Source organism: Halobacillus salinarum (genome assembly GCF_022919095.1).
Lineage (GTDB): Bacteria > Bacillota > Bacilli > Bacillales > Halobacillaceae > Halobacillus_B > Halobacillus_B salinarum.
In genome coordinates, this window is the sequence record NZ_CP095073.1 from 498,304 (window position 1) to 522,127 (window position 23,824).

Here is a 23,824-nt window from a genome sequence, read left to right on the forward strand (position 1 = left end):
TGTCATGCCAAGAACACCACAAGAGAATGAGCGTATTCGGCAGTTAGCCAAAAAGAATATTCTTGAAGCTGGAATGAAATTATTCATCAACAAAGGCTACCATGCCACTTCCATCAGCAACATTGCCGAACAGGCGGGGATCTCTAAAGGACTGCTTTACAATTATTTTAAAGGGAAAGAAGAAATCCTGGCGACAATGGTTGAAACGAGGGTAGGGGAAATCATGGACGTCATGAACCAAGCAAAGGAGATTGAGAGCCCGGTGGAGCAGCTCAAGCATATTATAGAGGGCGCTATCGATAATGTCTTCGAGAATCCGGAAGTATTCCGATTCTATCTCCACCTGCAAACACAGCCCGAGGCAGATCATGAGCTGATTAAGTACAGTCGTTTTCTTATCAGAGAGAACGCCAGACAGTTTGAGTTTCAATGTGAAATATTTGAAAAATTAGGAGCAATGGAAGCGCGGAAACGGTCGTTATACTTTTCATCCACACTTCAAGGAATCATGTTGATGATCTCTACTTATCCAGATAAGTTCCCCATAGAAGAAATAAAAAAGCAGATCGTTGATGAGTTTTGTCACTAGTGCCTGCATACCTCCGTCTTCAGCCCAAAAGTATTTACCCAATTCATTTGTCAGGAGATTAAAATTCATGTACCTGCTATTTAACGAGCTGACGCGTCTGAAATTTTAAATTATCTTCCAAATTGTTCACAAGCCTTTTAAAAGACTGGAAAGATCGCAATCAATAGATGTGGAGGGATTTAATTGGACTTGTACTACGAAATGAATGGTCATGGTCATCCTATGGTTCTCCTTACTGGTGGTGCTGATGTGAGAAACTGGAAATTTGTTGCCCCTTTATTAGCAAAGCAATACAAGGTCGTTACTTTTGACGGCCGTGGCACTGGTAAATCACCCACCCCTATAGAAGATGTGAACCATGTGGAAGACTTACTGGAACTGCTTGACTACCTGGAAGTCAAGCAAGCGACACTCATGGGTCACTCCATGGGCGGCCAGATTGCCACTGAATTCGCTCTAAGCTATCCAGAAAGGGTTTCACAACTTATTTTGCTGGCACCTGGCCTATCCGGGTTTAGATATTCAACAGAATTTGAAGATAGCATGAAGAAGATTCATGAAGCTGCCCCGGATGTCGATAAGATGGTGGAGCTTCTGCTTAGTGGCTCCTCTTATCGTGTTGTGACGAGGAGTACTCACCGGAATGTAATGATTGAAATGCTCCAGCACCATATGAACCGAATGTTTGAGTGGCCGGCTGTTCAATTGATTTGGCCGCAGCCACCAGCCATTGAAAGATTAGGGGAATTGAGAGTCCCCACATTAGTGGTAATTGGGAAGAAGGATTCGTCCGATAACCTTCGTGTGGCCGATTACTTTCGGGAACATTCTGACGCTCAAATAATAGAAATTCCAGATGCTGACCATATGATGAATTTCACTCATCCCGAAACGTTGAATCGCCAAATTATTGGCTTTATGAAGGAATGAAAATTTTTTATAATAGGCAGATGAATGACAAAAGGTATTTATCAAGGAGCAAAGCAATCATTCCTGCCTCTAAAAAGAAGCTAATTAAATACTGAGAGATTGCATTCTTTTCCACGTAAGTGGTAAATCTAAATCCATTATACGAATTTATTTTTGCTTAGTGGATTTTCGGATAAGACTCGTAAAATGAAGGAATAGGAGCTTCCTATTTAAATCAACAAAAAGGCCATTTACAAAATCGACTAAAAAAAATTTAATTAGACCTTTGTAAACAAAGAAAGAGGTTTTTCTATGAAATCTATATTATTAATCGGGCAATCAAATATGGCAGGCAGGGGATTTATTGAGGATGTATCTTCCATTTATAATGAGCACATCAATATGTTGCGAAACGGCAGATGGCAAATGATGGCGGAGCCACTAAATTTTGACCGTCACATATCTGGTATTGGGCCGGCAGCCTCTTTTGCTCAGGCTTGGACAGAGGATCATCCAGGCGAGTCCATCGGCGTCATCCCCTGTGCAGAGGGAGGAAGCTCTATTGATGAGTGGGCAATTGATGGGCTGTTAACAAGACATGCGATTTCAGAAGCAACATTCGCTATGGAAACAAGTGAATTAGTGGGGATTCTGTGGCACCAAGGAGAAAGCGATAGTCACGGAGAACGTTATAAGACATATGAAGATAAATTACTTTCATTATTTAAACACTTCAGAGAAGAATTGAATACACCAGATCTCCCGATTATGATTGGTGAGTTGGGACATTATCTTGGAGAGGTCGGATTTGGAAAAAGCGCGGTAGAATATAAACAAATAAATCAGGTATTATCTAAAGTTGCTCATACCGAAAAAAATTGCTGTTTTGTAACATCAAAAGGGTTAACAGCAAATCCAGATGGCATTCATATGGATAGCATCTCTCAAAGGAAATTTGGATTAAGATACTATGAAGCTTTTTCGAAACAAAAGCATGTGGTAGATAGTTTAGACATAGAGAATGAATGGATCGAAAAGGCATCAAAACGTGAACTAACTAAAAATGAACGTATATTTGTTGAAAGTACGAAGTTTGCCTTGGGACAATTGAACTTTGAGGAGTTTTCTATTCATATCTCCACTATTAATGAAAGTAAGTAAAGCAAATAGGTGAAACGATCGGCCAATTCAAGAATAGGGGTTTATGTTTTTTGTTTAAATGAAAGGACAGGCGTTAGTCTGCTGAGCCAATATATCTAAAATGACTTCATAAATTGCAAGTCATTTTTTATGAGTAATAGCAACACTAAACTTTAACAGAGGAAAAAAGAACGGACTCTCTCATAAAGAAACGGTCGTTTGAAGTTTTTTTATACTTGAGAGTTCTTTCTAGTGAATAATTTTCCGATTGCCACTGCAAGTCCTATGATGAAATAGAGTAGGCCATTCCCCACTATAACAAGACCCACAAAAGCTCCTGCTATAGCCCCTCCTTGACCAGAATTAGCAGGACCGACGAGGATTCCACCAACAGTAAAGCCAAGCACAACGCCAACAATTGCTAAAAAAATACCAGAAACCATGAGGGGGAAATTTCCACTCCTATGCCATTTGATCGCATATATGTTTGCGGGAATTAAGACGAGTGCAAGAAATAACCAAACCAGTACATCCATATTATCCCTCCTAGAATAAATACCTATATTTAACATAATACATTTAGGAAAAATTTCCAAACGAATTGTTAGTGTACTAAATGACATTAGCAACGTTGTTTATATTTATTTGGGATCTTTGATGGGTAGACGCTGGGTTATATTGTGTTAGTTCCCTTGAATTCGGGTCTTTCATTATCGGAGGTGATTGTTCAATAGGAGCCATCGCTTTTTCGCGATCGGAGCAGATTAGTGAAGCAAGTTATCATATTTTAAACATTTTAAAGAAAGAAGCGTTTCGTGGTAATGAGAAACGTTCAATATTTCATCGGGATCAAGTCGTAGAACAATAATAATATATTAAAAAACAACATTCATTTATTGTTAATCGATAAAATATGTGTTAAAGTAATTTTATCATTAATTAGCGAGGTGCTTGAAATGAATGTAAAATCAGGTTCTGCCTTTTTCTTAAAAGTCATTGCTATTCTTATTGGAATTGCGGTGTTGGCGGTGTGTATATATTGGTTGCCTGCAGCAGCCAGAAGAGATGCGATTGAGCGCCCAGGGGATTATTCGCTCTATCCACTTTTGGTATGTGCGTATGGAGTATGTATTACGTTTTCTGTAGTTTTGTATCAAGTATTTAAACTTTTAACCAATATCGAAAAGAACAATGCTTTCTCTGAGTTATCACTTCATTCTTTGAAGTTAATAAAAAAATGCGCTTTTGCTGTCATTTTCTTCATTTTGTTAGCAATCGTTTATTTAAAGGTGCTTACTCAGTTCACAGGTGATGACCCAGCAGGTCCGATATCACTAGGTCTAATGGGAATTTTAGCAACAAGCGTCGTCGCAGCTTTTATGGACGTTCTACAAAAACCTTTAAAAAATGTCTTAGATGAGCAACTCAAAAACGATTAACATTTTGAAAAATAATGAGAGAATGGTTTTAAGCTATAGTAGGGTTACTCAAAAGAGTAATCGCTCTATAACAAATTTTAATTCCTTGTTTGATGGACACGTTATTTTAACAAATGTGAAACTCTCATAAATGAATCGTATCTACACAGGAGAATTTAAAGGAGGAATGAGTAGGTGTTTAAAAAATTCTTTACTGCAGAATTAAAGTGCTCAAGCTGTGATCGCCCATTAAAATCAGGAGAAGAAATCTTTGTACATATGACACTCCCAGATGAAAAGAAAATGCCTGTTGGAGTTTTAGATAAAGTGTTAAGTAAATATTCAGAGACCGTTTATTGTAAAATGTGTTATCAGAGATAGCTGGGGTGGCGGATTAAAAACTATTTTTCAGAGCCGTTCCAGCATCATATATTCCTGTATTGAAAGCTTATCCGTATAAAGGACAAGCTTCTTTTTTTGTATGAAAGCATTGAGTTTCTGATTTTAATTTGAAATAATTGGTATTTGTGAGGGTGCCCTTATCCTCTCCTTCAATCCAAAATAACTCCTTCAAAGTACATCCTAGTACTCTAGCTAATTTTATCGTTGTCCCGATGGAAGGTTCATAACGTTGTTTTCTATGGCGATAATGGTTTGCCTTGTTACTAGAATTCTTTCGGCTAGCTGATCCTGTGTCAGCCCTCTTTCTTTTCTAAAATCTTTTACAGCATTTCGAACTCCATGTTTCATCACTAACGACCTTTCAAATGTAAGGTGCACCTTACATTTAGAAATTTTTGCTTCGCCTGCTTAAAATAAACATATTTAAGCGAAAATTACTTTTTGATTAAATAAAATTAAAATAAACTTTTACTTTATTTATTTTTCGTGGTAATATATGGTTATTGAAGGTGGTGGTAAATAATGGCTGGTAATAATCTGCCTAAATGGATTTTAGATCTAGACAGTGAAGATTTGGAGTTTATTAGAAAATTTGTATTGTATTCTGGTTCATTGAAACAAATTGCTAAAAGCTATGATGTCTCTTATCCAACCGTCCGTACAAGGTTGGACAGGTTAATTCAAAAGATTGAACTGAATCAGGATATGGACAAGGCCGGATTCGTTAATTTTGTAAAACAATTAGCCATTGAAGATCGGATTAGTTTGGACGAAGCAAAGCTTATTATAGAAAAGTATAAAAGTGAGAAGGAGGATGAAAAAAATGAATGAAGTTATGAGACTTCTGTTAGTTGTGATTATCCTTGGTTTCCAGTTTTTTTTATCTACAAGAAACAATGTTTATTGGGGTGGAATTATTCCGGCTCTTCTAGTTATTCTCATGGCTTATTTCGTAATCACGGAAAGAACCGAATTATTACATACTATACTAATTACTGGAGTTGGTTTACTATTCCTTTTAGCCGAATGGGGAAAGGGTAGGAAAGAGCTGCAAAAAAGAAGGAAAAAAGAATTAAACAAAATGAGAACTCAAGATATCTAATAAGCAAAATCTAATCCTTATAATAGGGTATAACTTGTAAACAGAGGAACCAAATTACTATAAAAGAGGAATTAAGGTGAAAGAATTAAATCAGAGGGTCATCTTATCAGCGAGGAAAGGTAATAGAAAATCTTTCAAAAAAATTATCGATTTCTATAAACAAAACGTTTATGAAATCTGTAGGACTGCTATCCAAGATGAAGATATGGCAGAAGAAGTCGCTAAAGAAGTATTTCTATATGTTTATGACAACATTAATCATTATCATACAAACGATAAGTTCTCCCTTTGGCTTTATCTTGTTACTGGCAAACATGTCATTACCTACAGGGAAGAAAGTAAACCACACAAATTAATGGGTTCTGACATACAGGAAAAGACTCAGTTAACTCCTCATGATAGGCTTCTTTTATTACTTAACTATAGGTTTTGCGTACCTGTAGCTGAGCTTTCTCAAATTTTTGATATTCCAAAGTCCACACTCAAATCACAAGTAAAAGAACTATTAGAAAATGTATCGAGATCAAAAATGATGTTTTAGGGACGATTGCTTAATCAGAGTGATCGTCCTTTTTTAGATCGAGAATAAAGAATGAATACATAAAAATTCCATTTTATGTTATTTTTAGAAGTAGTAACAGTAAACGGGAGTGGCAGTATGATTAGGTCTTTAAAAGGACAGTTGATCTTATCCATAAGAATAGCTATCGGTACCATTTTTATTTGCAATGATGTAGGCATTATTAAGAATTCAACCTGATATTGGTATATTTCTTATTTGGTTGTCACTAATTGTATCTCTTATTTTTGGTTTTATCGCCCTTTTCAAAAGGACAGAAAAAAACACGATCGCAATTTCAGCTATTATTATTTCGTTTGGCAGCGAGCATTTATAGCTTTTGTCCAGATGATGGCCCAAATGGGTAGCCCCCCAAGTGGATTAAATTTTTCCATTCATAAAACCTTTCAACTAAGGGGTTCATTTGTTAAATCAGTCGAAGATACCTTGGTACAAATCGTCCTGTTTTAGGAGGCATTTTTGTAAGGATTACTATGACGAAGGAGAACTAAATTATGAAAAACACTAGAGCAATTTTTATAGTAATGGCTACTGTAGTTTCGTTATTTATATTGGCTGCTTGTGAAAACTCATCTGAAGAGACAAGTGCAATTTCGGACAACCAGTTAAACAATAACAACTCTTCTGAAAAAGAAAAGGACGATTCTTCTAATGCAGAAGCTATAGAAAATGCTTCAACGACCGGAAATACTGACACAAAAGAAAAAGAGGGCGCCTCAAACCATTCTTCTTCAAAAGAGGAAGTCCCAGCTACTAGTACTATTGAGGCGAGTCTGAAGGAAGAGTATGTGAAAAAATTAGAGAGTACTAAAAAAGAAACAGAAGAAATGGAAGCGGCAGATTCGTCGACTTACGCTTTGAAAAAAGTAGAAAATGATAGGTGGCAGGCTTGGGATGACTTGTTGAATGAAATTTATCGGACTCTAAACGATCAACTCCCTCCAAAAGAAATGGACCAGTTAAGAGAAGAACAGCGTAAATGGATAAAAAATAGAGATGATCGTGCATTGGAAGCATCGTTAAAATATGAAGGCGGAACACAAGAACACTTAGAATATGTGACTGTGCTGGCAAATCTTACAGAAGAAAGATGCGTTGAGTTAGTGGAAGATTACATAAAATAATATTTTCTTATATGAACCCCCTTTTTCTAACAGAGAATGTACTCAAATATCTTAGAATGGACCGTTCAAGGAAGGGGGGAAATCTGAAACAATTGAATTTGTCCCCTTTACTAATGGTTCGGGTAGGATAGTGGAAGACTCGATTTAGAAAAAAAGACTAAAATGTAACAGTAAAGCAGAGAGAGCTATTTGTATTCTCCTTTATTTAATTTTTTTTGGGTTACTTTAATATCTTTTAATGGAGGTAAACCGAAAAATCGCTTATATTCACGGTTAAACTGTGTCACACTCTCATAACCTACTTGAAACGCCACGTTAGTAACGTCCTCCTCACTACTTAAGAGGATAACTTTCGCCTCTTGGAGTCTAAGTTGTTTTTGATATTGAATAGGGCTTAATGTGGTTACTGCTTTAAATTTATGGTGTAATGTTGAAACACTCATATTTCCAACGGCAGCAATCTCACTTACTTTAAGTTTTTTATCAAAATTTTCCCTTACGTATTCGATTGCTTTACTTATTCCGGCAGATTCAAGATGTAAAAGAAAATTGTTATAAAATACGTCTCCTCCTTCCCCGGTTAAAAGGTGAAAGATAAATTCCTTTTTCATTGCCGGAGCAAGAAAGGAGATAGCTTGAAGATCAGAATCAATTTGAAGAAGCTTTTCTAGGACTAAGAGTACATCAGCTTCAGCTTTCCCAACAAACGCTCCCTCTTTTAATTCAGTCTTCTTGGGAGGTGTGATTTTCAATTCTAGAAAGGCAGATGTTATTTCTTCTGGAGTTATGGATAATCGAATAGCCCTGTAAGGATCTTTTTTTGATGCTTTGATTACTCTGCCTTTAATGGGAATATCGATAGTTGAAGCAATATAATTTCCTTCGCCATAATTAATAGCTTTATTTCCTATAACAACCTTTTTATCCCCTTGAATAACAATACATATGGAAGGATTTAGCACACCGCTTTCCACATCTGTAGGCTCAGTTTCCTGTAATAAAGAAAGAAAAGGAATATCCGTCTGAACCTCTCCTTGATGATAATGATAGTGCGACATCATCACTTTAAGACGATTTAATACAGAGTCACTCTTGTTAGAACTGTAAACCATTTTAGTTTCAATCCTTCCTCAATTTCCTCTCCTTAATAGTACCACAATAATTCGGAGGATTAGGCAAAAATAAAGCACCATTCAACTATCGATTCCATCTAAACCAGTATAAAATAATAGTCAGCAAATGAATTTAGTTGTAAAAATTACTTTAATTTAGGAGATGATCATATGTCAAAAATATGGTTAGTAACTGGCAGTGCTAACGGTTTAGGACGATCGATTACTGAAGCCGCTCTTCATAAAGGGGATAAAGTTATAGCAACAGCGCGCAGACCTGAAGAGCTTAATGATTTGGTTGAAAATTATGGTGAACAGATCCTGGCTGCTCCTTTAGATGTAACAGATGAAAAAGCTGCAGTGTCTGCCGTTAACGAAGGCTTAAAAACCTTTGGCCGCATCGATGTTTTAGTGAATAATGCTGGATACGGGGATGTTAGACCGTTTGAAGAGACAAACTCTGAGGATTTTCAGAAACTAATAGATACTTGTTTTTATGGAGTCATTTATCTTACAAGGGCTGTATTACCCAGTATGAGAAAGCAGCACAGCGGGCATATTATTCAAATTTCCTCTGTTGGCGGCCGGTTTGCTGCTGCTGGTGGAACTGCATATCACGCTGCCAAATGGGCAGTTGGTGGGTTTAGTGAAGCACTTTCCCAGGAAACAAAACCATTCGGAGTTGAAGTTTGTGCCGTAGAACCGGGCTCTATGCGAACGAATTGGGGAAACCGTGCCACTAAAAACCGCCCGGATTTTTTACCAGACTACGAACAGTCAGTAGGAGAAAAAATCCGTTCACTTGAACCTCACTGGGGCCATGAGAATGGTGATCCAGAAAAAGTGGCCCAGGTGATCTTAAAACTAGCTTACGAAAAAGATCTTCCAGATCATCTCTTACTGGGGAGTGATGCCATTTATATTAACAATCAAGCGGAACGGGAAAGAACTGTTCAAGCTGAGCGTTGGAATGAAGTCAGTATATCCACAGATGCAGGTTCATCTTCAACAGTTATGGGAACAGAAATTTGATAGATCCCTCATGCATACTTGGACTGGTTATTATCTTAAGAAGATATAAAGTAAAGGAAGGCTGTTGAAAATACACGGCCTTCCTTTTGTTAGTGATGTTACTGAGAATAAACCTTTTAATTAGCGTCTCCGTCGGACTGCTTCACGCTAAGGACGGTAATGGTAACCAGGATGAGCACCATTCCAAGCATTTGAATAACGGTTAAATGATCTCCGAGAAGCAGTACACCAAATAAGGTTGCTGTTACCGGTTCGACCATCGCTACTACCGAAGCCGTTGATGCAGCGGTCCACTTAATGCCAATCACATACAAAATAAATGAAACACCCGCGCCCACAAGCCCTAATAATAGAAACCATCCGAGATCGCCTGATGTCACCACGTCGGCTGCTTCTTTTTTGTCCATAAAAAGAAAAAGGATGAGACAAAAGGAAAAAAAGGCGATGGTTAACGTCGTCTTCGGTTCTCCATTAGAAGAGGCATTTTTAAATCCGAATATAAACAAAGCGTAGGAAAGGCCGGCAGCAAGTCCCGTTACCGCCCCTAGAAAACTCACCGAAATCGATTCGGTATTATAGGCACCAGTAAGCAGGATAATTCCCATAAGCACTCCAGCAATGCATCCCCATTTAAACCAAGTTGAACGTTCGATACGTAATAAAAAGGAGCTTAACAGCACAAAAACGGGTGCGGTGTACATTAACGTAGCAGCGACCGCCACGCTTGAAGCCTGGATACTTAGAAAATAAAAAGTGAAATTTCCTGCCACACCGATCCCGGCTAACAGCGACCATAAGTACAAGCGGGCAGAAGGAACCCAATTTTGTTTAAAGCGGAAGAGAAACCAAACAAAAAAGCAAATAAATCCAACCGCGCCTCGGTAAAAGGAGATTACAATGGGATTCCAGCCCTTATTCATTAAAATATCAGCGATTCCTCCACTAATGCCCCAGCATATAGCGGCCAGCATAACTAAGCCTACTCCTGCGAATCTCATCATCTGCCTCCTACGTTTCTGAAGATATCTTTTTCAAAAAGGTGTAAACGGTAATTCCTTTATTTTCTCATTCCTAAACTTAAATTAGTTCTCAAGGGTTATGCAGCGATGAAACCTTCTTGACTGTTAACCCGTACATCATTATAAGTTGTTAAATGAAGGGAGAGTGAAGGAATGTGGAATGACAAACGCTTTGAAGTCATTGATAAACAAGGAAAGATGGAACGGTTTCAAGTTATTCGCGATAATCATACTGGTGTTCTTTATATGTCTTATGGTGCCGGTTACGGCCTTTCCATGACCGTTATGGTGGATCAGGAAGGGAAGCCTTTAGTGGATGAGGATTATTGAAGATCTAAGTCCGAATAGGTCACTGAACTTCAAGCGGTTTAATAATAGAGAATTTGTTGATCTCAGGAGTGGAATCCATTTTGATTCTCGTTTAATAATGGATTCTTTTTTGTTGATTAAAAAAATGGATTTATGAAGAATTTCTGATCAAGCTTCATTTCAATACAACAGCTACCGATTATTCCATGCTTCAATAATCCGAAAACAACATTCAAATAGCATATGAAAGAAAGAGAGGAAAGCTTATGATTAAACCACTTACTTTACGAGAAGGTGATCGGGTAGCAATTATTGCACCGGCTGGTCCACCGGACAAAGAGCACCTGATTCAGGGGAAGCGTGTATTAGAAAAAATGGGGCTGGATGTGGTCATTGGACAGCACGTGTTCGATGTTGAGGAAGATCTTGCAGCGGTCGATCAAAAGCGACTTTCTGACTTGCAGGAGGCTTTTTCTGATCCTGCTATCCGCGGAATTTTTTGCGCAAATGGAGGATTCGGGACGGCAAAAATTGCTGCGATGATTGATTACGGTATGATACAAAGTAATCCTAAAATATTCTGGGGATACAGCGACATTACATATTTGCTTAATGCTATACAAAAATCCAGTGACTTAGTTACTTTTCACGGTCCGATGGTCGCATCCGATCTAAATGACGAACAGAGAACAAAAGAAACAGAATCCTCGTTTACACCTTTGTTTACGGGAGAATCTATTACTTATGATTCTCACAAATCACCGCTCAACGTGATAACTCATGGTACAGGAGACGGACATTTAGCAGGGGGAAATCTGACATTGCTCACCAATAGTTTGGGAACGCCTTATGAAGTGGATGCGAACGGGTCTATTTTACTCATTGAGGAAGTTGCAGAACCAGCGTTTCGTGTTGATCTGATGCTTACTCATCTCCAACAGGCAGGGGTGTTCGATGAGGTTCAAGGTGTCGTCTTAGGTAACTTTCAAGTGGAACCAGACGAAAATCTGAGATTAAGAAAAGTGTTTCAAAATTTCTTCGCTGGTGCGTCATTCCCGGTTGTTGAGAATTTTTACTTTGGGCATTGCCAACCCAATTATGGTGTGCCGCTGGGGGTTAAAGCAAAACTCTCTACGTCGCCACCTCAATTGGTGATTGATTCAGGTGTAATGTGAATCTGTGGAAGAATAAATGATATAGCTTGATTTGGAGTATTCACAATCGGGCAATTGCTTTATCCTTATTACATACGCATAGCTTTCAACTAAAGAAGAAGGGTAGTTGAAGAATCTTCCTGACTATTCTAATCCATTTGTTAAGGAGTCCTTTGGATGAAATCGTATGATCAGTGGTCGTTATTATTCGTTATGATAGGAGGATTTGTCGCCTATATGATCTTTCCGCCGATATCGCTTACCCCCTTAGGTAAGGACTCACTCTGGTGCATTCCCATTGGAGTTTCAATCTATATCATCGGAATCGTGTGTGCCTTTATTTCGTTATTTAAACGTGAAAAGGGCTGGCTGAAATATATCTCCATGGCGACGCTCTTATTGTTTACCCTCTATTTTGTATTATTATCCCATGTGTTTGGCGGGACCATATAATTAACACAAAAACCCCTGCCATCTACAGGTAAGGTTCATTGTAGGTGGCAGGGGTTTTTGTGTTAATGAAAGAGTCATCCTTCAATTTTTATACGATTGTGGTTGCTGCTAGGTTGGTCCGGATTATGGACGTTCCAACACGGTGGCCAGCATTCGGTGGATGACCTCGTGGTCACGCAGGTCGTGCAAGCGGTAGTCTTCACCCGGCAGCGTGTACCACTCCTTAGCGCCAACATACGTTATGGATAGTTTTAGTGTGCCCTGGTCGTCACATATGGTGCGCAGTTCGAGCTCCCCGCTTATGACGCCGACTTCAGTGGTCATTACCCCATGGGTTGCGGTGAAGGTTGTTGACTTCTCTTCCATTCGAATGGCTCCCTTCTGTCGTTGGATGAAGGCATGACAAGTACGGCCGGACTAGTTAGTACTTGCCTGCGAAGAAACAAAGTTAGTATTGGCAAGTGTCGAGCATCGTTTGGAGCGCAGACTTCTCTGATGATTGCAGAGACAGATCCCAACTGTACTTGGTGTTGATCCACCACTTCGCGTAACCGCAGTGGGAGCTGTATCGTGGTGGCTGCCAGGTGGAAGGATCCTGGTCTCCTTTGGAGCGGTTGGTACTGTAAGTGACGGCGATCAATTGAGGGCCATTAAGATCGTTGGCGAAATCCTCACGCTTATCCGTGGACCAGCTGCTGGCGCCTGAACGCCAAGCTTCAGCTAACGGGACGACGTGATCGATGTCTAAATCTGAAGGGTCATTCACGATAACTCCATCATAGTAGCTGTACCATTTACCTGAGGTCACAGGGCACTCTCCTGAGTAGTAGTCAGCGTCTCGCTGGAGCACAAGCTGGCGAGTATCACAGCCGTCTCCTTGATACTCCCAATGCGGGAACTCCTCACGGGAATAACCGCTCATCGAGCCTTCAGATTCCACAGTCAGTGAGTCCAGCTGGGACTGGGCTGCGGACTTGGACGGTGTTCCGGGTGGAAACGCAGAGGCCGTAGGTACGTCTAGATGATAGCAAGTGAAGAACAGGACCAATGCGAAGATAAACAACAGTGATTTCTTAAGCATAGAATTTCCTCCTATATGTATTGTTTATACCAACATCTCTCTTCTTTTAACGAAGGAGATATTAATACCAAGGTAATGATGTTCATCCAGAAGGGGAGGGGATCAGCGGTAAGCTTCATAAACGTTTTTCAGCATCATGGAGAAAAGTGATTTTCAAGCGTTTCCACTTGCAATGGTAGCATGGATTTGCAGTCATCAAAGTTAAAAAGATGTAAAAAATCCATTAATTTCAACGTTGGGCCAAGCGTAGGGTGACTATGTGCCCCCATATTTGGATACTGATTCTCTTTGAATGCGAAAGCTTAAAGAAAACCAATTTAGATAGGGAGAGAATGGAAATTTGAAAGAAGAGAAGGTGTTTTGGTAGTTATGGCGGATCTACTATCCGCAATGGATGGAACACCTTAAATCTAAAGTCGAGACTGCCCAACTGACGAACACTGGTGCAGTATTATTTAACAAGGTGGTGTCTCTGTGGAAGAAGTAAAATCAGTAGAAATTTCTAAGAGTATATGGAACCTATTATCATTCGCCACCTCAGAGAAATACGTTTATGAAAAATACAAAAAATATATGGAATCACCCTCGAGAAAACTGTATGGCTATTGTAGTAACGGTAAAAGTGTGAGCTATAAACTTACTCGAATAGAGCTTGAATAGGGATCTTCGTTGAAGACGGTAATAAAAAGGACCACACATGTCATCATGTGTGGTCCTTCGTCTATAAAATTATTTTAGAACGGCTTCAGAATTGAGGTGATGACGTCCTATAGGTACAACGGAAGGCGAACCTGAAACCGGGTCTTTGATCACTGTGCTGTGAAGGCCGAAGATATCTTGAATTAAATGCTTGTTAATGACCTGAGAGGGTTCGCCTTCCGCCACTAGCTGCCCTTCACGAATGGCGAAAATATGATCCGCGTAACGGGCGGATAAGTTGATATCATGCAGAACCATCACAATCGTGGTCCCGTATTTGTGATTAAGGTCTGTGAGAAGGTCAAGGATCTCGATTTGATAGGTGATATCGAGAAAAGTAGTAGGTTCGTCTAATAATAGAATATCGGTTTGTTGGGCGAGGGCCATAGCAATCCACACCCGCTGTCTTTGACCTCCAGAGAGTTCATCAATATGCTGGTTGGCGAGTTCAGTTATATTCATGATTTCCATGGCTTCGGCAACAGCTTCATAATCCTTCTTCGTCCACCCGCTAAGTAAAGACTGGTGAGGGAATCTTCCACGTCCAACCAAGTCACTGACGGTAATGCCTTCAGGTATAATCGGGGACTGCGGCAGAAGTCCGACTACGCGTGCCAATTTTTTTGGTGGTATGTTGTGCAGGGGTTTTCCATCAAGGTACACATCCCCGGACGTTGGTTTGATAAGTCTGGATAGTGTTTTAAGCAGCGTTGATTTTCCGCAGCCGTTCGCTCCTATGATGACACTTATTTTGTTATTAGGGATGGTAAGGCTCACGTCGTCGATCACGGTCTTGTGATCATAGCCGGCAACAATTTGTTTTGCTTGGAATTGATGAATCGGTTTCATTACAAATCTCCTTTTTGATTCATTCGGATGAGTAAGTAAATGAGATAGGGAGCTCCAATCATGCCAGTGATGATGCCTACTGGATAACGGACCTCAAAAGCAAACTGACCGATCAAGTCTGCCGAAAGCACGATGTTAACCCCCACCAGCCCTGCTGGAAGAGCGTTAGAAAACCCGACTCCAACCATTCTCTTGGCAATCGGACCTGCCAGGAAAGCCACAAATGCGATCGGGCCTGTAACAGCTGTAGCGATCGCAATCATGAAAACGGAACTCAGGATCAGCGCGATTCTCGTTTGCTCTGTATTGACCCCGAGGGTGGTGGCGGTCTGTTCTCCAAGTTCCAAAATGCTTAGATGCTTCCCGAAGATGACTACAATCGGTGCACAGATGAGGACGGCTATGACTAATGGTGTTACATCCTCTACACGAATTCCGTTCAAGCTACCGCTCAGCCATCTGAGAGCGGATGGAATGTCCTGCTCCGCCCCTACCAATAAAAGGTAAGAGATCACAGCATTCAGCATCGCTTGCATGCCGATTCCTACAAGGATTAATCGGCCGATTGAAAAGGAACTTCGATTTGATCTTGAAAAAATGTACAACAAAAGGACGGTCAGGAGTCCACCGATGACAGAAGCAATAGAAACTACCGTGTTGCTTGCCTGTAAAATAATGATGCAAAAAACGGCGGCTGCACTTGAACCGGAAGTAATGCCAATGACGTTCGGATTGGCAAGTGGATTTCTGAGCATCGTTTGAAACGTGTTCCCAGCTATACCGAAAGCAAATCCAGCGAAAAGCCCGGACAGCATTCGTGGCAGCCGGATTGTATGGATGGCAAAAGAGGCACCGCTGATCTGTTCTCCCCGTAGTACACGGATCACATCAGAAACAGGGTAAATCGTGTGGCCCAGCAATAGCATGGCGCAGCACAAAAGAACAGCTAATAATGCGAGCGAACCGGTAATCAGCATCCACCGTTGTTGTCGATGACGTTTTCCTGTTGCAATCCATTCGATTGTCTGAGTCTTCATAATGAACGCACTTTCGTTTTCATAGCAAGTATGATTAGTATAGGAGCACCTATAAAGGCGGTGATCAAACCAGCCTCAACTTCTCCGGGACGACCGAGAATTCTTCCGCAAATGTCTGAAACCGTCAAGATGACAGCTCCGGCAAAGGCGGAGCCAGGAATGACATAACGAAGGTTGGGACCAAGGACAAGACGCGTGACGTGGGTAGCCAGGAGGCCGATAAATCCAATAGGTCCTGCTAAAGCAGTAGCTGCGCCACATAATAAGACCGCTGCTATCGCTGCAACAAGTCTCAAAACGCCTGTGCGCACACCAAGACCGGTCGCCAGTTCATCTCCTAACGCCATTGCATTTAGAGCGGAGGCCGATATGAGGGCAACCAGAACGCCTATTATTAAGAAAGGAAGAAAGGTTTGGACCGTGCTCCAATCCGCCTTGCCGACACTTCCTACCTGCCAGAATCTGAATTGATCCATCACATAGGAACGCGGAATCATGATGGCAATTACAAGGGAAGAGAGGGCAGCGCTTATCGCAGCTCCGGCCAGAATCAGCTTCAGTGGCGTTGCACCTCCGCTTCCCATCGAACCAATACCAAAGACGAATATGGAAGTAAGCAATGCTCCGGCTAGAGCAAGCCAGATATATTGGCTCGCGGTACTGATACTAAAGAAGGCAATACCGCCAACCACGAAAAGAGCGGCCCCCATATTGACACCCAGGATGCTCGGGTCTGCAAGTGGATTACGCGTGACCGCTTGCATCAAAGAACCCGACACCCCGAGAGCTGCTCCGCAAAATAAACTGAAAATTGTCCGGGGAATCCTGTCCTGCACGACGTTTGCCCCGTAAGATTCCACATGTTCAAAAGTCAGTCCCTGAAGCACTTCATTCCATTCCACCGGTCTTGAACCTAAGGCTAAAGAAGCGGCCATAGTAAGTAAAAGCAGGAGGAGGCAGCCGATCAGTACAAGCAGCCTGTACTTAGGTAAAAAAGCTTCCGGCTTCCTTTTCATAGACTGGGTTATGTTATTCATTCACCTTATCAGCAGCTTCACTAAGTAATTTTAAGTATTCATCAATCGTATAGGAAATCGCCAGTGGATTCGGATTCAAAGAAGCTGCTAAAGGTGTACCATTTCCAATGAAGACGACTGAACCTCTCTTGATCGCTGGGATTTTGCCAAGCAATGGGTCTTCTTTTACCGTTTGATATAACTGTTCATCTCCATAACTTACAATAATATCGGCATCGTTCAAGATATCGGCATTTTCAGCACTGACCGTCAGCGAAAATCCATCAGACTTGCTCATTTCCTTCTTTAAACTTTCCGGATACTCCATGCCGAGTTCCTCCAAAAATGCACCACGAGGATCATCCGGGGTATAAACGTAGATTTTCGACAAGTCATCCGCAGATGTGGTGGCAAAAGCTACTTTCTTACCTTGAAGTTCCGGATATTGGCTCACTTTCTCTTTGATTAGAGCCTCCGTTTCTTCAATGAGCTTCTTGCCTTTTTCTTCCATGCCCATCCCTTTGGCATCAAGAGTTACTTGCTCACGCCAAGTCGTTTCCCATGGAGCTTCTTTGTACGGCACGACGGGAGCAATTTGACTAAGAGTGTCATAGTCTTCCTGTGTAATCCCTGAGTAGCCGGCTAAAATCACATCCGGGTTCGAGTCAGAAATGGCTTCAAAGTCAAGTCCGTCCGTATCCTGGTAAATGTTCGGGTCCTCAACTCCGAGTTCGTCCAATTTTTCCTTTGTCCAGGGTAACAGGCCGCTGTCATCCTGGACGCCATAGTTTGCGGCCGAGAAGCCGACTGGTACAACACCTAAGGCGAGTGCAACATCATGGTTTCCCCATTGCACTGTGGCTACTCTTTCAGGCTTGCTTTCGATGACAGTTTCTCCAAAGGCATGTTCAATAGTGATTGGATACTTTGAGTCAGAAGCAGCTTCTTCCTCGCTTGTATCCGGATTTGATGAAGCCTTTTCAGAATCGATCGCACTGGAACTTTCTGAAGAACAACCAATGATAAACAATAGCGACGACAAAATGATTAGAGCAGTTAAATAAGAAATTCGTTTCGTACCCATTTATATCCACCTTTTTAAGAAATTTGAGTAATAGAGTGTGAACGCTGACGTTAATCCTCCCTCCCATTGATAATGATTATCATTCACAATAGTATCACGATCGGGACTAATGTCAATACTTCTGAATAGTATGGAGGAGGAAATTAGATTGATAGAATTCCATGTGAAGAGAGCTATCCACTGTTTGTATCGAACTTTATCCCTGGATCGGAAATATTTAAAAATAATTTTTCTGCAGTCGGGCACTCTTCCTATGCAAATTAACTAGATGATCCGACTATTAGGAGAAAAACTATTTTCAGACGAGGATCGTTAAATAGTAAGGGAGGGGAAAACGTGGAGGACTCGATAGAAAAGAATATTGAAATTCAAGATAAAGATACAGCGATAAATGAAATTATGGAAAAGTATGGGCAGTCCTTACTTCAATTGGTGTATTCTTATGTGAAAAATCAAGCTGTTGCTGAAGATTTAACCCAGGAGATTTTTGTGAAGTGTTATCAAAATTTACATAAATACAATGGACAATCCAAGCTTAAAACCTGGTTATGGAGAATTGCGATTAACCACAGTAAAGATTATTTGAAGAGTTGGTATAACCGTAAAGTAGTGATTTCTGAAGAGACCATGAAGAGTATGGAAAATCCTTGCTTAAATACGGAAGAGAGGGTGATTCAAGACTATGTAGATAAGGAATTGGTTACTTCTATCATGAGACTTCCTTCTAAATATAGAGAAGTTATTTATCTTTACTATTATGAGGAATTGACGACCAGGGAAGTTGCCGAAGTTCTTAAAAGGAATGAAAATACGATTAAAACCCGATTAAAGAAAGCAAAAGCCATGTTAAGAAAACAATTAGGAGGTTCATTGTAATGGAAAGACGGCTAAAGAATATTCGAAGCTCTATGGACCAGTCCGTATTTAAAAGCCTCCGGTTTAGTGAGACCCATAGGAAAGAAGTGCATAAAAAAATAAAAGGGCCAGGAACTGGTGAAGAGGAGATCCTGATTTCTATTCTGCAGCTTTTAGAAAATGAAAGAACGGGTTTTACTTTATCAAAGAAATTAAGAGCCAGGGGCATCGTTAAATTTGAAGATAATGAAGGGCATTTATACACAGCGTTACACAAATTAGAACACAAGGCATATCTCTGCTCTAAGTGGAAGGAGGATGGTGGGAAATATTATAGGCTTACGCAAAGAGGGGCCAGGCTTTTGCAAAAGTATGAATCATCTTCTCATCAAAAAGATCTTTTGCAGCCGTTGATCGAGGTGTTGCAGCCATGAAATGGAATAAGGAAGAGTATATGGAACAGGTGAGAAAATCCATTAAAAATAATGACGCTAAACAAATGGTTACTAAAGAACTTGAATATCATATCGACCAAGAAAGAGAAAAGTTACAGCAGAAAAACAAAATGAATGCTCAAGATGCGGAAATGCACGCTGTAAACCAAATGGGAAGTCCAAGGGAGGTTGGGAAACATTTCAATAACATGTACCGTCCGAAAACGGAGTGGTGGTTAATTTCACTGTTACTTATGGCCATAGGTTTTAGTTTTCTTCCCATGCTAATGGTTAACCAGGACACAGGGTACAGTGTAAGCAATAAAATTTCTTATACGTTGCTGGGAATAGCACTTATCACAGCATTTCTGTTCCTGGATTATCGAAAGTTACAAAAATGGAGATGGGTATTTTATGGTGCAGGTTTAGCGGGAATATCTCTTTTTAACTCGGCTCTCGTGGCTTATGTAGATGGGTCTCCTACCCTTCATATAGGGACAGTAGAACTGAAAAGTATAGCTTTTGTGCCGTTTTTTCTGGTTGCCTTTTCATCTATTTTGGCCAATAAAAAAGCTAATCTATGGAATGGGTTATTTCTGCTCTTCATCCCTGTTTACCTTTATTGGCACATTGCTGACTTGCAGTCCCTCCTCATCCTCTTCGTTATGTTTTTTACAATGGCATGGACTCGGCCGTTGAATAGAAAAGCTCTTTTAAGGGTTTTAGTAGGGGGGAGTGTCGCAGTTCTAACCATGGGTCTGTGGTTGTTTTCCATTATGAAAAGCTATCAGATAGAAAGGATTCTATCCTTCCTGCATCCTAAACAATATGCTGAAAGCAGCGGTGATTTGTACTTGCGAATTAGAGAGTTATTAGCTGAATCCGGCTGGTTTGGGCACTTTGGGGGAAAAGCAGCTCTGCCTTTAAGCCACACTGATTTTGTATTGGTCGGGTTAACCTATACCTTTGGTTGGTTTACATCCATCATAGCTATACTGGTACTTCTATCATTAATGGTTCGTCTCGTCTGGGTGAATCTATACACAAAAGAGATGTTCGGAAGGATGCTTATAACAGGCGGCGTAGTATTTTACTCTGTCCAGTTTCTTTACCATTTATTGATGTCATTTGGTCTGTTGCCTTTCGCGTCTTTTTCTTTGCCATTTCTAAGCTATGGAATGGGTCCAACTCTCTTGAATGCTGTAGTTTTTGGAATCGCGTTAAGTGTTTATAGGAGAAAGGACGTCATCTTTTCTAGCTCCACAGGCTAAAGTAAAGTTTTACAATTACGATGGAAAAGAGGGCAAATCTGTAACTAGAAGGATTTTCCTTCTTTTCTTTTATGTAGGGCACGATTCGGAGGGGTTTTGTCCTTATTGGCTGTGAATCGCAATGTTCAGGAATGAATTTTGATCTCCCGGAAGATGTTCACCTACAAACAAAGGGATTTATCAATAAATAAATATTTATTACTGATAAAAATTTATTGTAAAACAACAAAAATCGTGGTAAATTCAAATTGATAATCCATAGGTGAGGTGCGTTTTTTATGAAACGAAGTTCAACACTCTTCTTAAGAGCTGCGGTCATCATGATTGGAATCCCGGTTGTTGGTTTGTGCCTGTTTTTGCCCCAAATCGCGAACGAAGCCATTGAAGAAGCAAAAAAAGGGGCAGAGGTGGCTTATGTAGTCATTGGCATATTAATTTTCTTGTATAGTTCGGCCATTCCGTTTTTCTTTGCATTGTACCAAGCCATGAAACTCTTAAGTCATATAGATAAAAACAAATCTTTCGCTCAAACTTCTGTCCTGGCCCTTAAAAAAATTAGAAACTGTGCCATCATCATCAGTGTCCTCTATGTATTGGCTCTGCCATTGATCTACATCGCAGCGGAGTGGGATGATGCGCCCGGCCTCATCGTCATCGGCCTGGTCATTATAGGAGCTTCATTGGTTATATCAGTCTTTGCCGCCGTGCTTCAAAGGCTTCTACAAGAAGCGATTCATATAAAATCAGAAAATGATTTAACGGTTTGAGGTGCTCACCATGGCAATTGTAGTTACTATTGATGTGATGCTGGCGAAGCGGAAGATGAGCGTGACCGAACTTTCGGAAAACGTTGGAATCACGATGGCGAATCTCTCTATTTTAAAAAATGGAAAGGCCAAAGCCATTCGCTTTTCAACTTTAGAAGCCATTTGTAAGGCGTTAGATTGTCAGCCCGGAGACATTTTAGAGTACACAACGGACGAAGACGCGCAAGAATCATCATAGATGAGCTAGTAGAAGTCCCGTTTTTTTCAATATCGATGCATTCAAAATAAATCGCATTTCACGTAAGCCTGATTCTTTCCAAATGCGGAGGAATCCGGCTTTTTTGTTGTTTTATATATTGAAAATCAATAAAAAAACTACATTTAATGATAAAATTTTATTGAAAAACGATAAACAATGTGCTAAATTTCAGAATAGGCATAGTTAAAAGAGTGAAGATGAATGAACCATTCTTCGTTCATTTCAAGGAGGACAATAATGGACAACGAACCTATTATCAGCTTGCGTAATGTCAGTAAACAGATTGGCCGGACGACGATCGTCGATGATCTTTCCTTTGAAGTACCCCAGGGAGAAATATTCGGCTTCCTCGGTCCTAATGGGGCTGGGAAAACCACGACCATTCGGATGATCGTCGGACTGATGTCGGTTACAAAAGGTCAGATACTCATAAAGGGGAAAAATATTCAAACCGAATTTGAGCAGGCGATTCACCACGTTGGAGCAATCGTCGAAAGTCCCGAAATGTATAAGTATCTGAGCGGATACCAGAATCTTGTGCATTACGCCCGGATGGTGCCAGGTGTAAAGAAGGAGCGGATCGCAGAAGTGGTGTCGCTCGTCAAAATGGAAAAACGCATCCATGACAAAGTAAAAAAGTATTCGCTCGGCATGCGCCAGCGGCTCGGAGTCGCCCAGGCGCTGCTGCATCGACCGTCTCTGCTGATTCTTGATGAACCGACGAACGGTCTTGACCCTGCGGGGATTCGAGAACTGCGCGACTATTTGCGGCATTTGACCCGCACGGAAGGAATCAGTGTCATCGTTTCCAGCCATTTGCTATCCGAGATGGAGCTCATGTGCGACCGGGTCGCCATCCTAAAGCAGGGAAAGCTTGTTAACGTCATGCCGGTGCAGCACTTATCACGGGAAAACGATCAGGCTCAAACGTACCGGATCCAAGCCAAGCCTCCGGAACGGGCGTTACGCGTCATAAGCGGCATGGATGGGATTCAAGGTGTAAAACTGACCCGCGAGGAGAAGTTTGTCGAGGTCACCACCGAACACGAACGCATCCCGGACATTTTGGTGGGGCTGATGCAGCATGATATTCGAATCTATGGCGTCCAGACTGTCTCGCAAACTCTGGAGGAAAGATTCCTTGAAATCACGGGAGGTGAGCAGATTGGTTAATTTAGTGCGCAATGAAAATATGAAAATTTACCGGCGGATGAGAACGTGGATCCTCCTCGGACTCATGGTCGCTTTTGTACTGTTTTTCAACATCATCGCCTGGCAGGAAGGGAGTAAGGCGCAAGACGAAAATTGGCAGGCAGCATTGATTCAGGAAAAGCAGGACCTAAGTGAAACCGTCAAGCAGGGGAAGCTGGGGGAAGAAGACGAGGCGTACTTTAAGCAGCAGATCGCCATCATGAACTATCAATTAGAGCGGAATATTCGTTCAACGGAAGGCACGATGTGGGGCGGCGTGAACGACTCGGCTGAGCTGGCCATCGTAATCACCATTTTCACGATCATCATTGCGGGAGACATGTTGGCGGGTGAATTTTCCTCAGGTACGATCAAGCTGCTGCTTATCCGGCCAGCCAGCCGGGTCAAGATCCTCGTATCCAAGTATATTTCTGTTCTCATGTTCGGCTTGCTGCTGTTACTTACTCTGTTTGTGCTCTCTATCGTGGTGAACGGAATCTTATTCGGCTTTGGTCATATGGATCTCCCGCTGGTCACCATGAATGCACAAGGAGACATCGTTGAAAAAAGTATGATCCTCGATCTGTGGAAAACGTACTTGTTCAACAGTGTCTCTACCATCATGTTCGTAACGATGGCGTTTATGATCTCATCCGCGTTCAGAAGCAGCACGATGGCCATCGGGTTTTCCATCGGCGCTCTGTTCGGAGGGCATATCATTCTCGAGCTGCTGAAGCGTTTCGACTGGAGTAAATACCTGTTGTTCGCGAATACCGATCTTACCCAGTACTTAAGCGGAAGTCCTTTCAAAGAAGGCATGACTTTGTCCTTTTCCATCGGTGTACTCACCGTTTATTTCCTATTATTCAATCTCACGTCCTGGCTCCTTTTTACACGTAGAGATGTAGCTGCTTAATATTGAGCACTGAAAGCCAGGA

General features: G+C 41.1%; 30 protein-coding genes. 20 read left to right on the top strand and 10 right to left on the bottom strand.

Annotated features, from left to right (window positions below):
- Positions 1–4 precede the first annotated feature (4 nt).
- From MUN89_RS02750 to MUN89_RS02760, 3 genes are all read left to right on the top strand, one after another.
- Positions 5–589 (top strand): TetR/AcrR family transcriptional regulator, encoded by a 585-nt coding sequence (locus MUN89_RS02750; protein ID WP_244713544.1) that lies wholly within the window; start codon positions 5–7, stop codon positions 587–589.
- A gap of 183 nt (positions 590–772) precedes the next feature.
- Complete coding sequence (locus MUN89_RS02755; protein ID WP_244711200.1) at positions 773–1,519, top strand: alpha/beta fold hydrolase; 747 nt, start codon at positions 773–775, stop codon at positions 1,517–1,519.
- A gap of 291 nt (positions 1,520–1,810) precedes the next feature.
- Positions 1,811–2,659, top strand: coding sequence for a sialate O-acetylesterase (locus tag MUN89_RS02760; RefSeq protein ID WP_244711202.1), 849 nt, complete (start codon positions 1,811–1,813; stop codon positions 2,657–2,659).
- A gap of 209 nt (positions 2,660–2,868) precedes the next feature.
- Here the strand turns inward: MUN89_RS02760 and MUN89_RS02765 are convergent, their stop codons facing one another.
- Positions 2,869–3,174: an inner-membrane translocator gene (locus MUN89_RS02765; protein WP_244711204.1), complete on the bottom strand. Its 306-nt coding sequence runs from the start codon at positions 3,172–3,174 to the stop codon at positions 2,869–2,871.
- Positions 3,175–3,594: 420 nt separating this feature from the next.
- Here MUN89_RS02765 and MUN89_RS02770 point away from each other — a divergent pair, with 420 nt between their 5' ends.
- Both MUN89_RS02770 and MUN89_RS02775 read left to right on the top strand, forming a co-directional pair.
- On the top strand, positions 3,595–4,077 hold the full coding sequence (locus tag MUN89_RS02770) for a DUF2975 domain-containing protein (RefSeq protein ID WP_244713546.1): 483 nt from the start codon (positions 3,595–3,597) through the stop codon (positions 4,075–4,077).
- Between the two features lie 174 nt (positions 4,078–4,251).
- Positions 4,252–4,437, top strand: coding sequence for a hypothetical protein (locus MUN89_RS02775; RefSeq protein ID WP_244711205.1), 186 nt, complete (start codon positions 4,252–4,254; stop codon positions 4,435–4,437).
- A gap of 219 nt (positions 4,438–4,656) precedes the next feature.
- Here the strand turns inward: MUN89_RS02775 and MUN89_RS02780 are convergent, their stop codons facing one another.
- On the bottom strand, positions 4,657–4,806 hold the full coding sequence (locus MUN89_RS02780; RefSeq protein ID WP_244711207.1) for a helix-turn-helix transcriptional regulator: 150 nt from the start codon (positions 4,804–4,806) through the stop codon (positions 4,657–4,659).
- A 174-nt stretch (positions 4,807–4,980) separates the two neighbouring features.
- Between MUN89_RS02780 and MUN89_RS02785 the strand changes: the two genes are divergently transcribed.
- The 4 genes from MUN89_RS02785 to MUN89_RS02800 all read left to right on the top strand — a co-directional run bounded on the left by MUN89_RS02785 (position 4,981) and on the right by MUN89_RS02800 (position 7,264).
- Positions 4,981–5,289, top strand: coding sequence for a DUF2089 family protein (locus tag MUN89_RS02785; protein WP_244711209.1), 309 nt, complete (start codon positions 4,981–4,983; stop codon positions 5,287–5,289).
- On the top strand, positions 5,282–5,560 hold the full coding sequence (locus MUN89_RS02790) for a hypothetical protein (protein ID WP_244711211.1): 279 nt from the start codon (positions 5,282–5,284) through the stop codon (positions 5,558–5,560). Before MUN89_RS02785 ends, MUN89_RS02790 begins: the two co-directional genes overlap by 8 nt.
- 76 nt (positions 5,561–5,636) lie before the next feature.
- Complete coding sequence (locus tag MUN89_RS02795) at positions 5,637–6,101, top strand: hypothetical protein (protein WP_244711213.1); 465 nt, start codon at positions 5,637–5,639, stop codon at positions 6,099–6,101.
- A gap of 533 nt (positions 6,102–6,634) precedes the next feature.
- On the top strand, positions 6,635–7,264 hold the full coding sequence (locus MUN89_RS02800) for a lysozyme inhibitor LprI family protein (RefSeq protein WP_244711214.1): 630 nt from the start codon (positions 6,635–6,637) through the stop codon (positions 7,262–7,264).
- 185 nt (positions 7,265–7,449) lie between these two features.
- On the opposite strand, the gene MUN89_RS02805 is transcribed toward MUN89_RS02800, so the two are convergent.
- Positions 7,450–8,376, bottom strand: coding sequence for an AraC family transcriptional regulator (locus tag MUN89_RS02805; RefSeq protein WP_244711216.1), 927 nt, complete (start codon positions 8,374–8,376; stop codon positions 7,450–7,452).
- A 171-nt stretch (positions 8,377–8,547) separates the two neighbouring features.
- On the opposite strand from MUN89_RS02805, the gene MUN89_RS02810 reads away from it, so the two are divergent.
- Positions 8,548–9,408 carry an SDR family NAD(P)-dependent oxidoreductase gene (locus MUN89_RS02810; RefSeq protein ID WP_244711218.1) on the top strand — a complete coding sequence of 287 codons (861 nt, stop codon included), beginning with the start codon at positions 8,548–8,550 and terminating at the stop codon, positions 9,406–9,408.
- A 116-nt stretch (positions 9,409–9,524) separates the two neighbouring features.
- Here the strand turns inward: MUN89_RS02810 and MUN89_RS02815 are convergent, their stop codons facing one another.
- The gene (locus MUN89_RS02815) at positions 9,525–10,406 is read right to left on the bottom strand and encodes a DMT family transporter (RefSeq protein ID WP_244713548.1); all 882 of its coding nucleotides are present in this window, start codon (positions 10,404–10,406) and stop codon (positions 9,525–9,527) included.
- A gap of 174 nt (positions 10,407–10,580) precedes the next feature.
- On the opposite strand from MUN89_RS02815, the gene MUN89_RS02820 reads away from it, so the two are divergent.
- From MUN89_RS02820 to MUN89_RS02830, 3 genes are all read left to right on the top strand, one after another.
- A complete protein-coding gene (locus MUN89_RS02820) occupies positions 10,581–10,757 on the top strand; it encodes a DUF6440 family protein (RefSeq protein WP_244711219.1) in 177 nt (58 codons plus the stop codon).
- A 245-nt stretch (positions 10,758–11,002) separates the two neighbouring features.
- Positions 11,003–11,911, top strand: coding sequence for a S66 peptidase family protein (locus MUN89_RS02825; RefSeq protein ID WP_244711221.1), 909 nt, complete (start codon positions 11,003–11,005; stop codon positions 11,909–11,911).
- Positions 11,912–12,067: 156 nt separating this feature from the next.
- On the top strand, positions 12,068–12,343 hold the full coding sequence (locus MUN89_RS02830; RefSeq protein ID WP_244711223.1) for a hypothetical protein: 276 nt from the start codon (positions 12,068–12,070) through the stop codon (positions 12,341–12,343).
- Between the two features lie 123 nt (positions 12,344–12,466).
- Here the strand turns inward: MUN89_RS02830 and MUN89_RS02835 are convergent, their stop codons facing one another.
- The 6 genes from MUN89_RS02835 to MUN89_RS02860 all read right to left on the bottom strand — a co-directional run bounded on the left by MUN89_RS02835 (position 12,467) and on the right by MUN89_RS02860 (position 18,109).
- Positions 12,467–12,709, bottom strand: coding sequence for a hypothetical protein (locus MUN89_RS02835; protein WP_244711225.1), 243 nt, complete (start codon positions 12,707–12,709; stop codon positions 12,467–12,469).
- An 82-nt stretch (positions 12,710–12,791) separates the two neighbouring features.
- On the bottom strand, positions 12,792–13,424 hold the full coding sequence (locus MUN89_RS02840; RefSeq protein WP_244711227.1) for an HNH endonuclease family protein: 633 nt from the start codon (positions 13,422–13,424) through the stop codon (positions 12,792–12,794).
- 729 nt (positions 13,425–14,153) lie between these two features.
- Entirely contained in the window at positions 14,154–14,972 is an 819-nt protein-coding gene (locus MUN89_RS02845; protein WP_244711228.1) for an ABC transporter ATP-binding protein, read from the bottom strand.
- Positions 14,972–16,009: a FecCD family ABC transporter permease gene (locus MUN89_RS02850; protein WP_244711230.1), complete on the bottom strand. Its 1,038-nt coding sequence runs from the start codon at positions 16,007–16,009 to the stop codon at positions 14,972–14,974. Before MUN89_RS02850 ends, MUN89_RS02845 begins: the two co-directional genes overlap by 1 nt.
- Complete coding sequence (locus MUN89_RS02855; RefSeq protein ID WP_396266073.1) at positions 16,006–17,025, bottom strand: FecCD family ABC transporter permease; 1,020 nt, start codon at positions 17,023–17,025, stop codon at positions 16,006–16,008. Before MUN89_RS02855 ends, MUN89_RS02850 begins: the two co-directional genes overlap by 4 nt.
- Positions 17,026–17,038: 13 nt before the next feature.
- Entirely contained in the window at positions 17,039–18,109 is a 1,071-nt protein-coding gene (locus MUN89_RS02860) for an iron-siderophore ABC transporter substrate-binding protein (RefSeq protein WP_244711235.1), read from the bottom strand.
- A 336-nt stretch (positions 18,110–18,445) separates the two neighbouring features.
- Here MUN89_RS02860 and MUN89_RS02865 point away from each other — a divergent pair, with 336 nt between their 5' ends.
- From MUN89_RS02865 to MUN89_RS02895, 7 genes are all read left to right on the top strand, one after another.
- Positions 18,446–18,985, top strand: a complete 540-nt coding sequence (locus MUN89_RS02865) for a sigma-70 family RNA polymerase sigma factor (RefSeq protein ID WP_244711237.1) — start codon at positions 18,446–18,448, stop codon at positions 18,983–18,985.
- Positions 18,986–19,017: 32 nt separating this feature from the next.
- Complete coding sequence (locus tag MUN89_RS02870) at positions 19,018–19,398, top strand: PadR family transcriptional regulator (RefSeq protein WP_244711239.1); 381 nt, start codon at positions 19,018–19,020, stop codon at positions 19,396–19,398.
- The gene (locus MUN89_RS02875) at positions 19,395–20,669 is read left to right on the top strand and encodes an FtsW/RodA/SpoVE family cell cycle protein (RefSeq protein WP_244711240.1); all 1,275 of its coding nucleotides are present in this window, start codon (positions 19,395–19,397) and stop codon (positions 20,667–20,669) included. The genes MUN89_RS02870 and MUN89_RS02875 overlap by 4 nt, the downstream gene beginning before the upstream one ends.
- 278 nt (positions 20,670–20,947) lie before the next feature.
- The gene (locus MUN89_RS02880; protein WP_244711241.1) at positions 20,948–21,436 is read left to right on the top strand and encodes a DUF2975 domain-containing protein; all 489 of its coding nucleotides are present in this window, start codon (positions 20,948–20,950) and stop codon (positions 21,434–21,436) included.
- Between the two features lie 10 nt (positions 21,437–21,446).
- Positions 21,447–21,674 (top strand): helix-turn-helix domain-containing protein, encoded by a 228-nt coding sequence (locus MUN89_RS02885; protein ID WP_244711242.1) that lies wholly within the window; start codon positions 21,447–21,449, stop codon positions 21,672–21,674.
- Between the two features lie 258 nt (positions 21,675–21,932).
- Positions 21,933–22,868, top strand: coding sequence for an ABC transporter ATP-binding protein (locus MUN89_RS02890; RefSeq protein ID WP_244711243.1), 936 nt, complete (start codon positions 21,933–21,935; stop codon positions 22,866–22,868).
- The gene (locus tag MUN89_RS02895; protein WP_244711244.1) at positions 22,861–23,802 is read left to right on the top strand and encodes an ABC transporter permease; all 942 of its coding nucleotides are present in this window, start codon (positions 22,861–22,863) and stop codon (positions 23,800–23,802) included. The genes MUN89_RS02890 and MUN89_RS02895 overlap by 8 nt, the downstream gene beginning before the upstream one ends.
- Positions 23,803–23,824 lie beyond the last annotated feature (22 nt).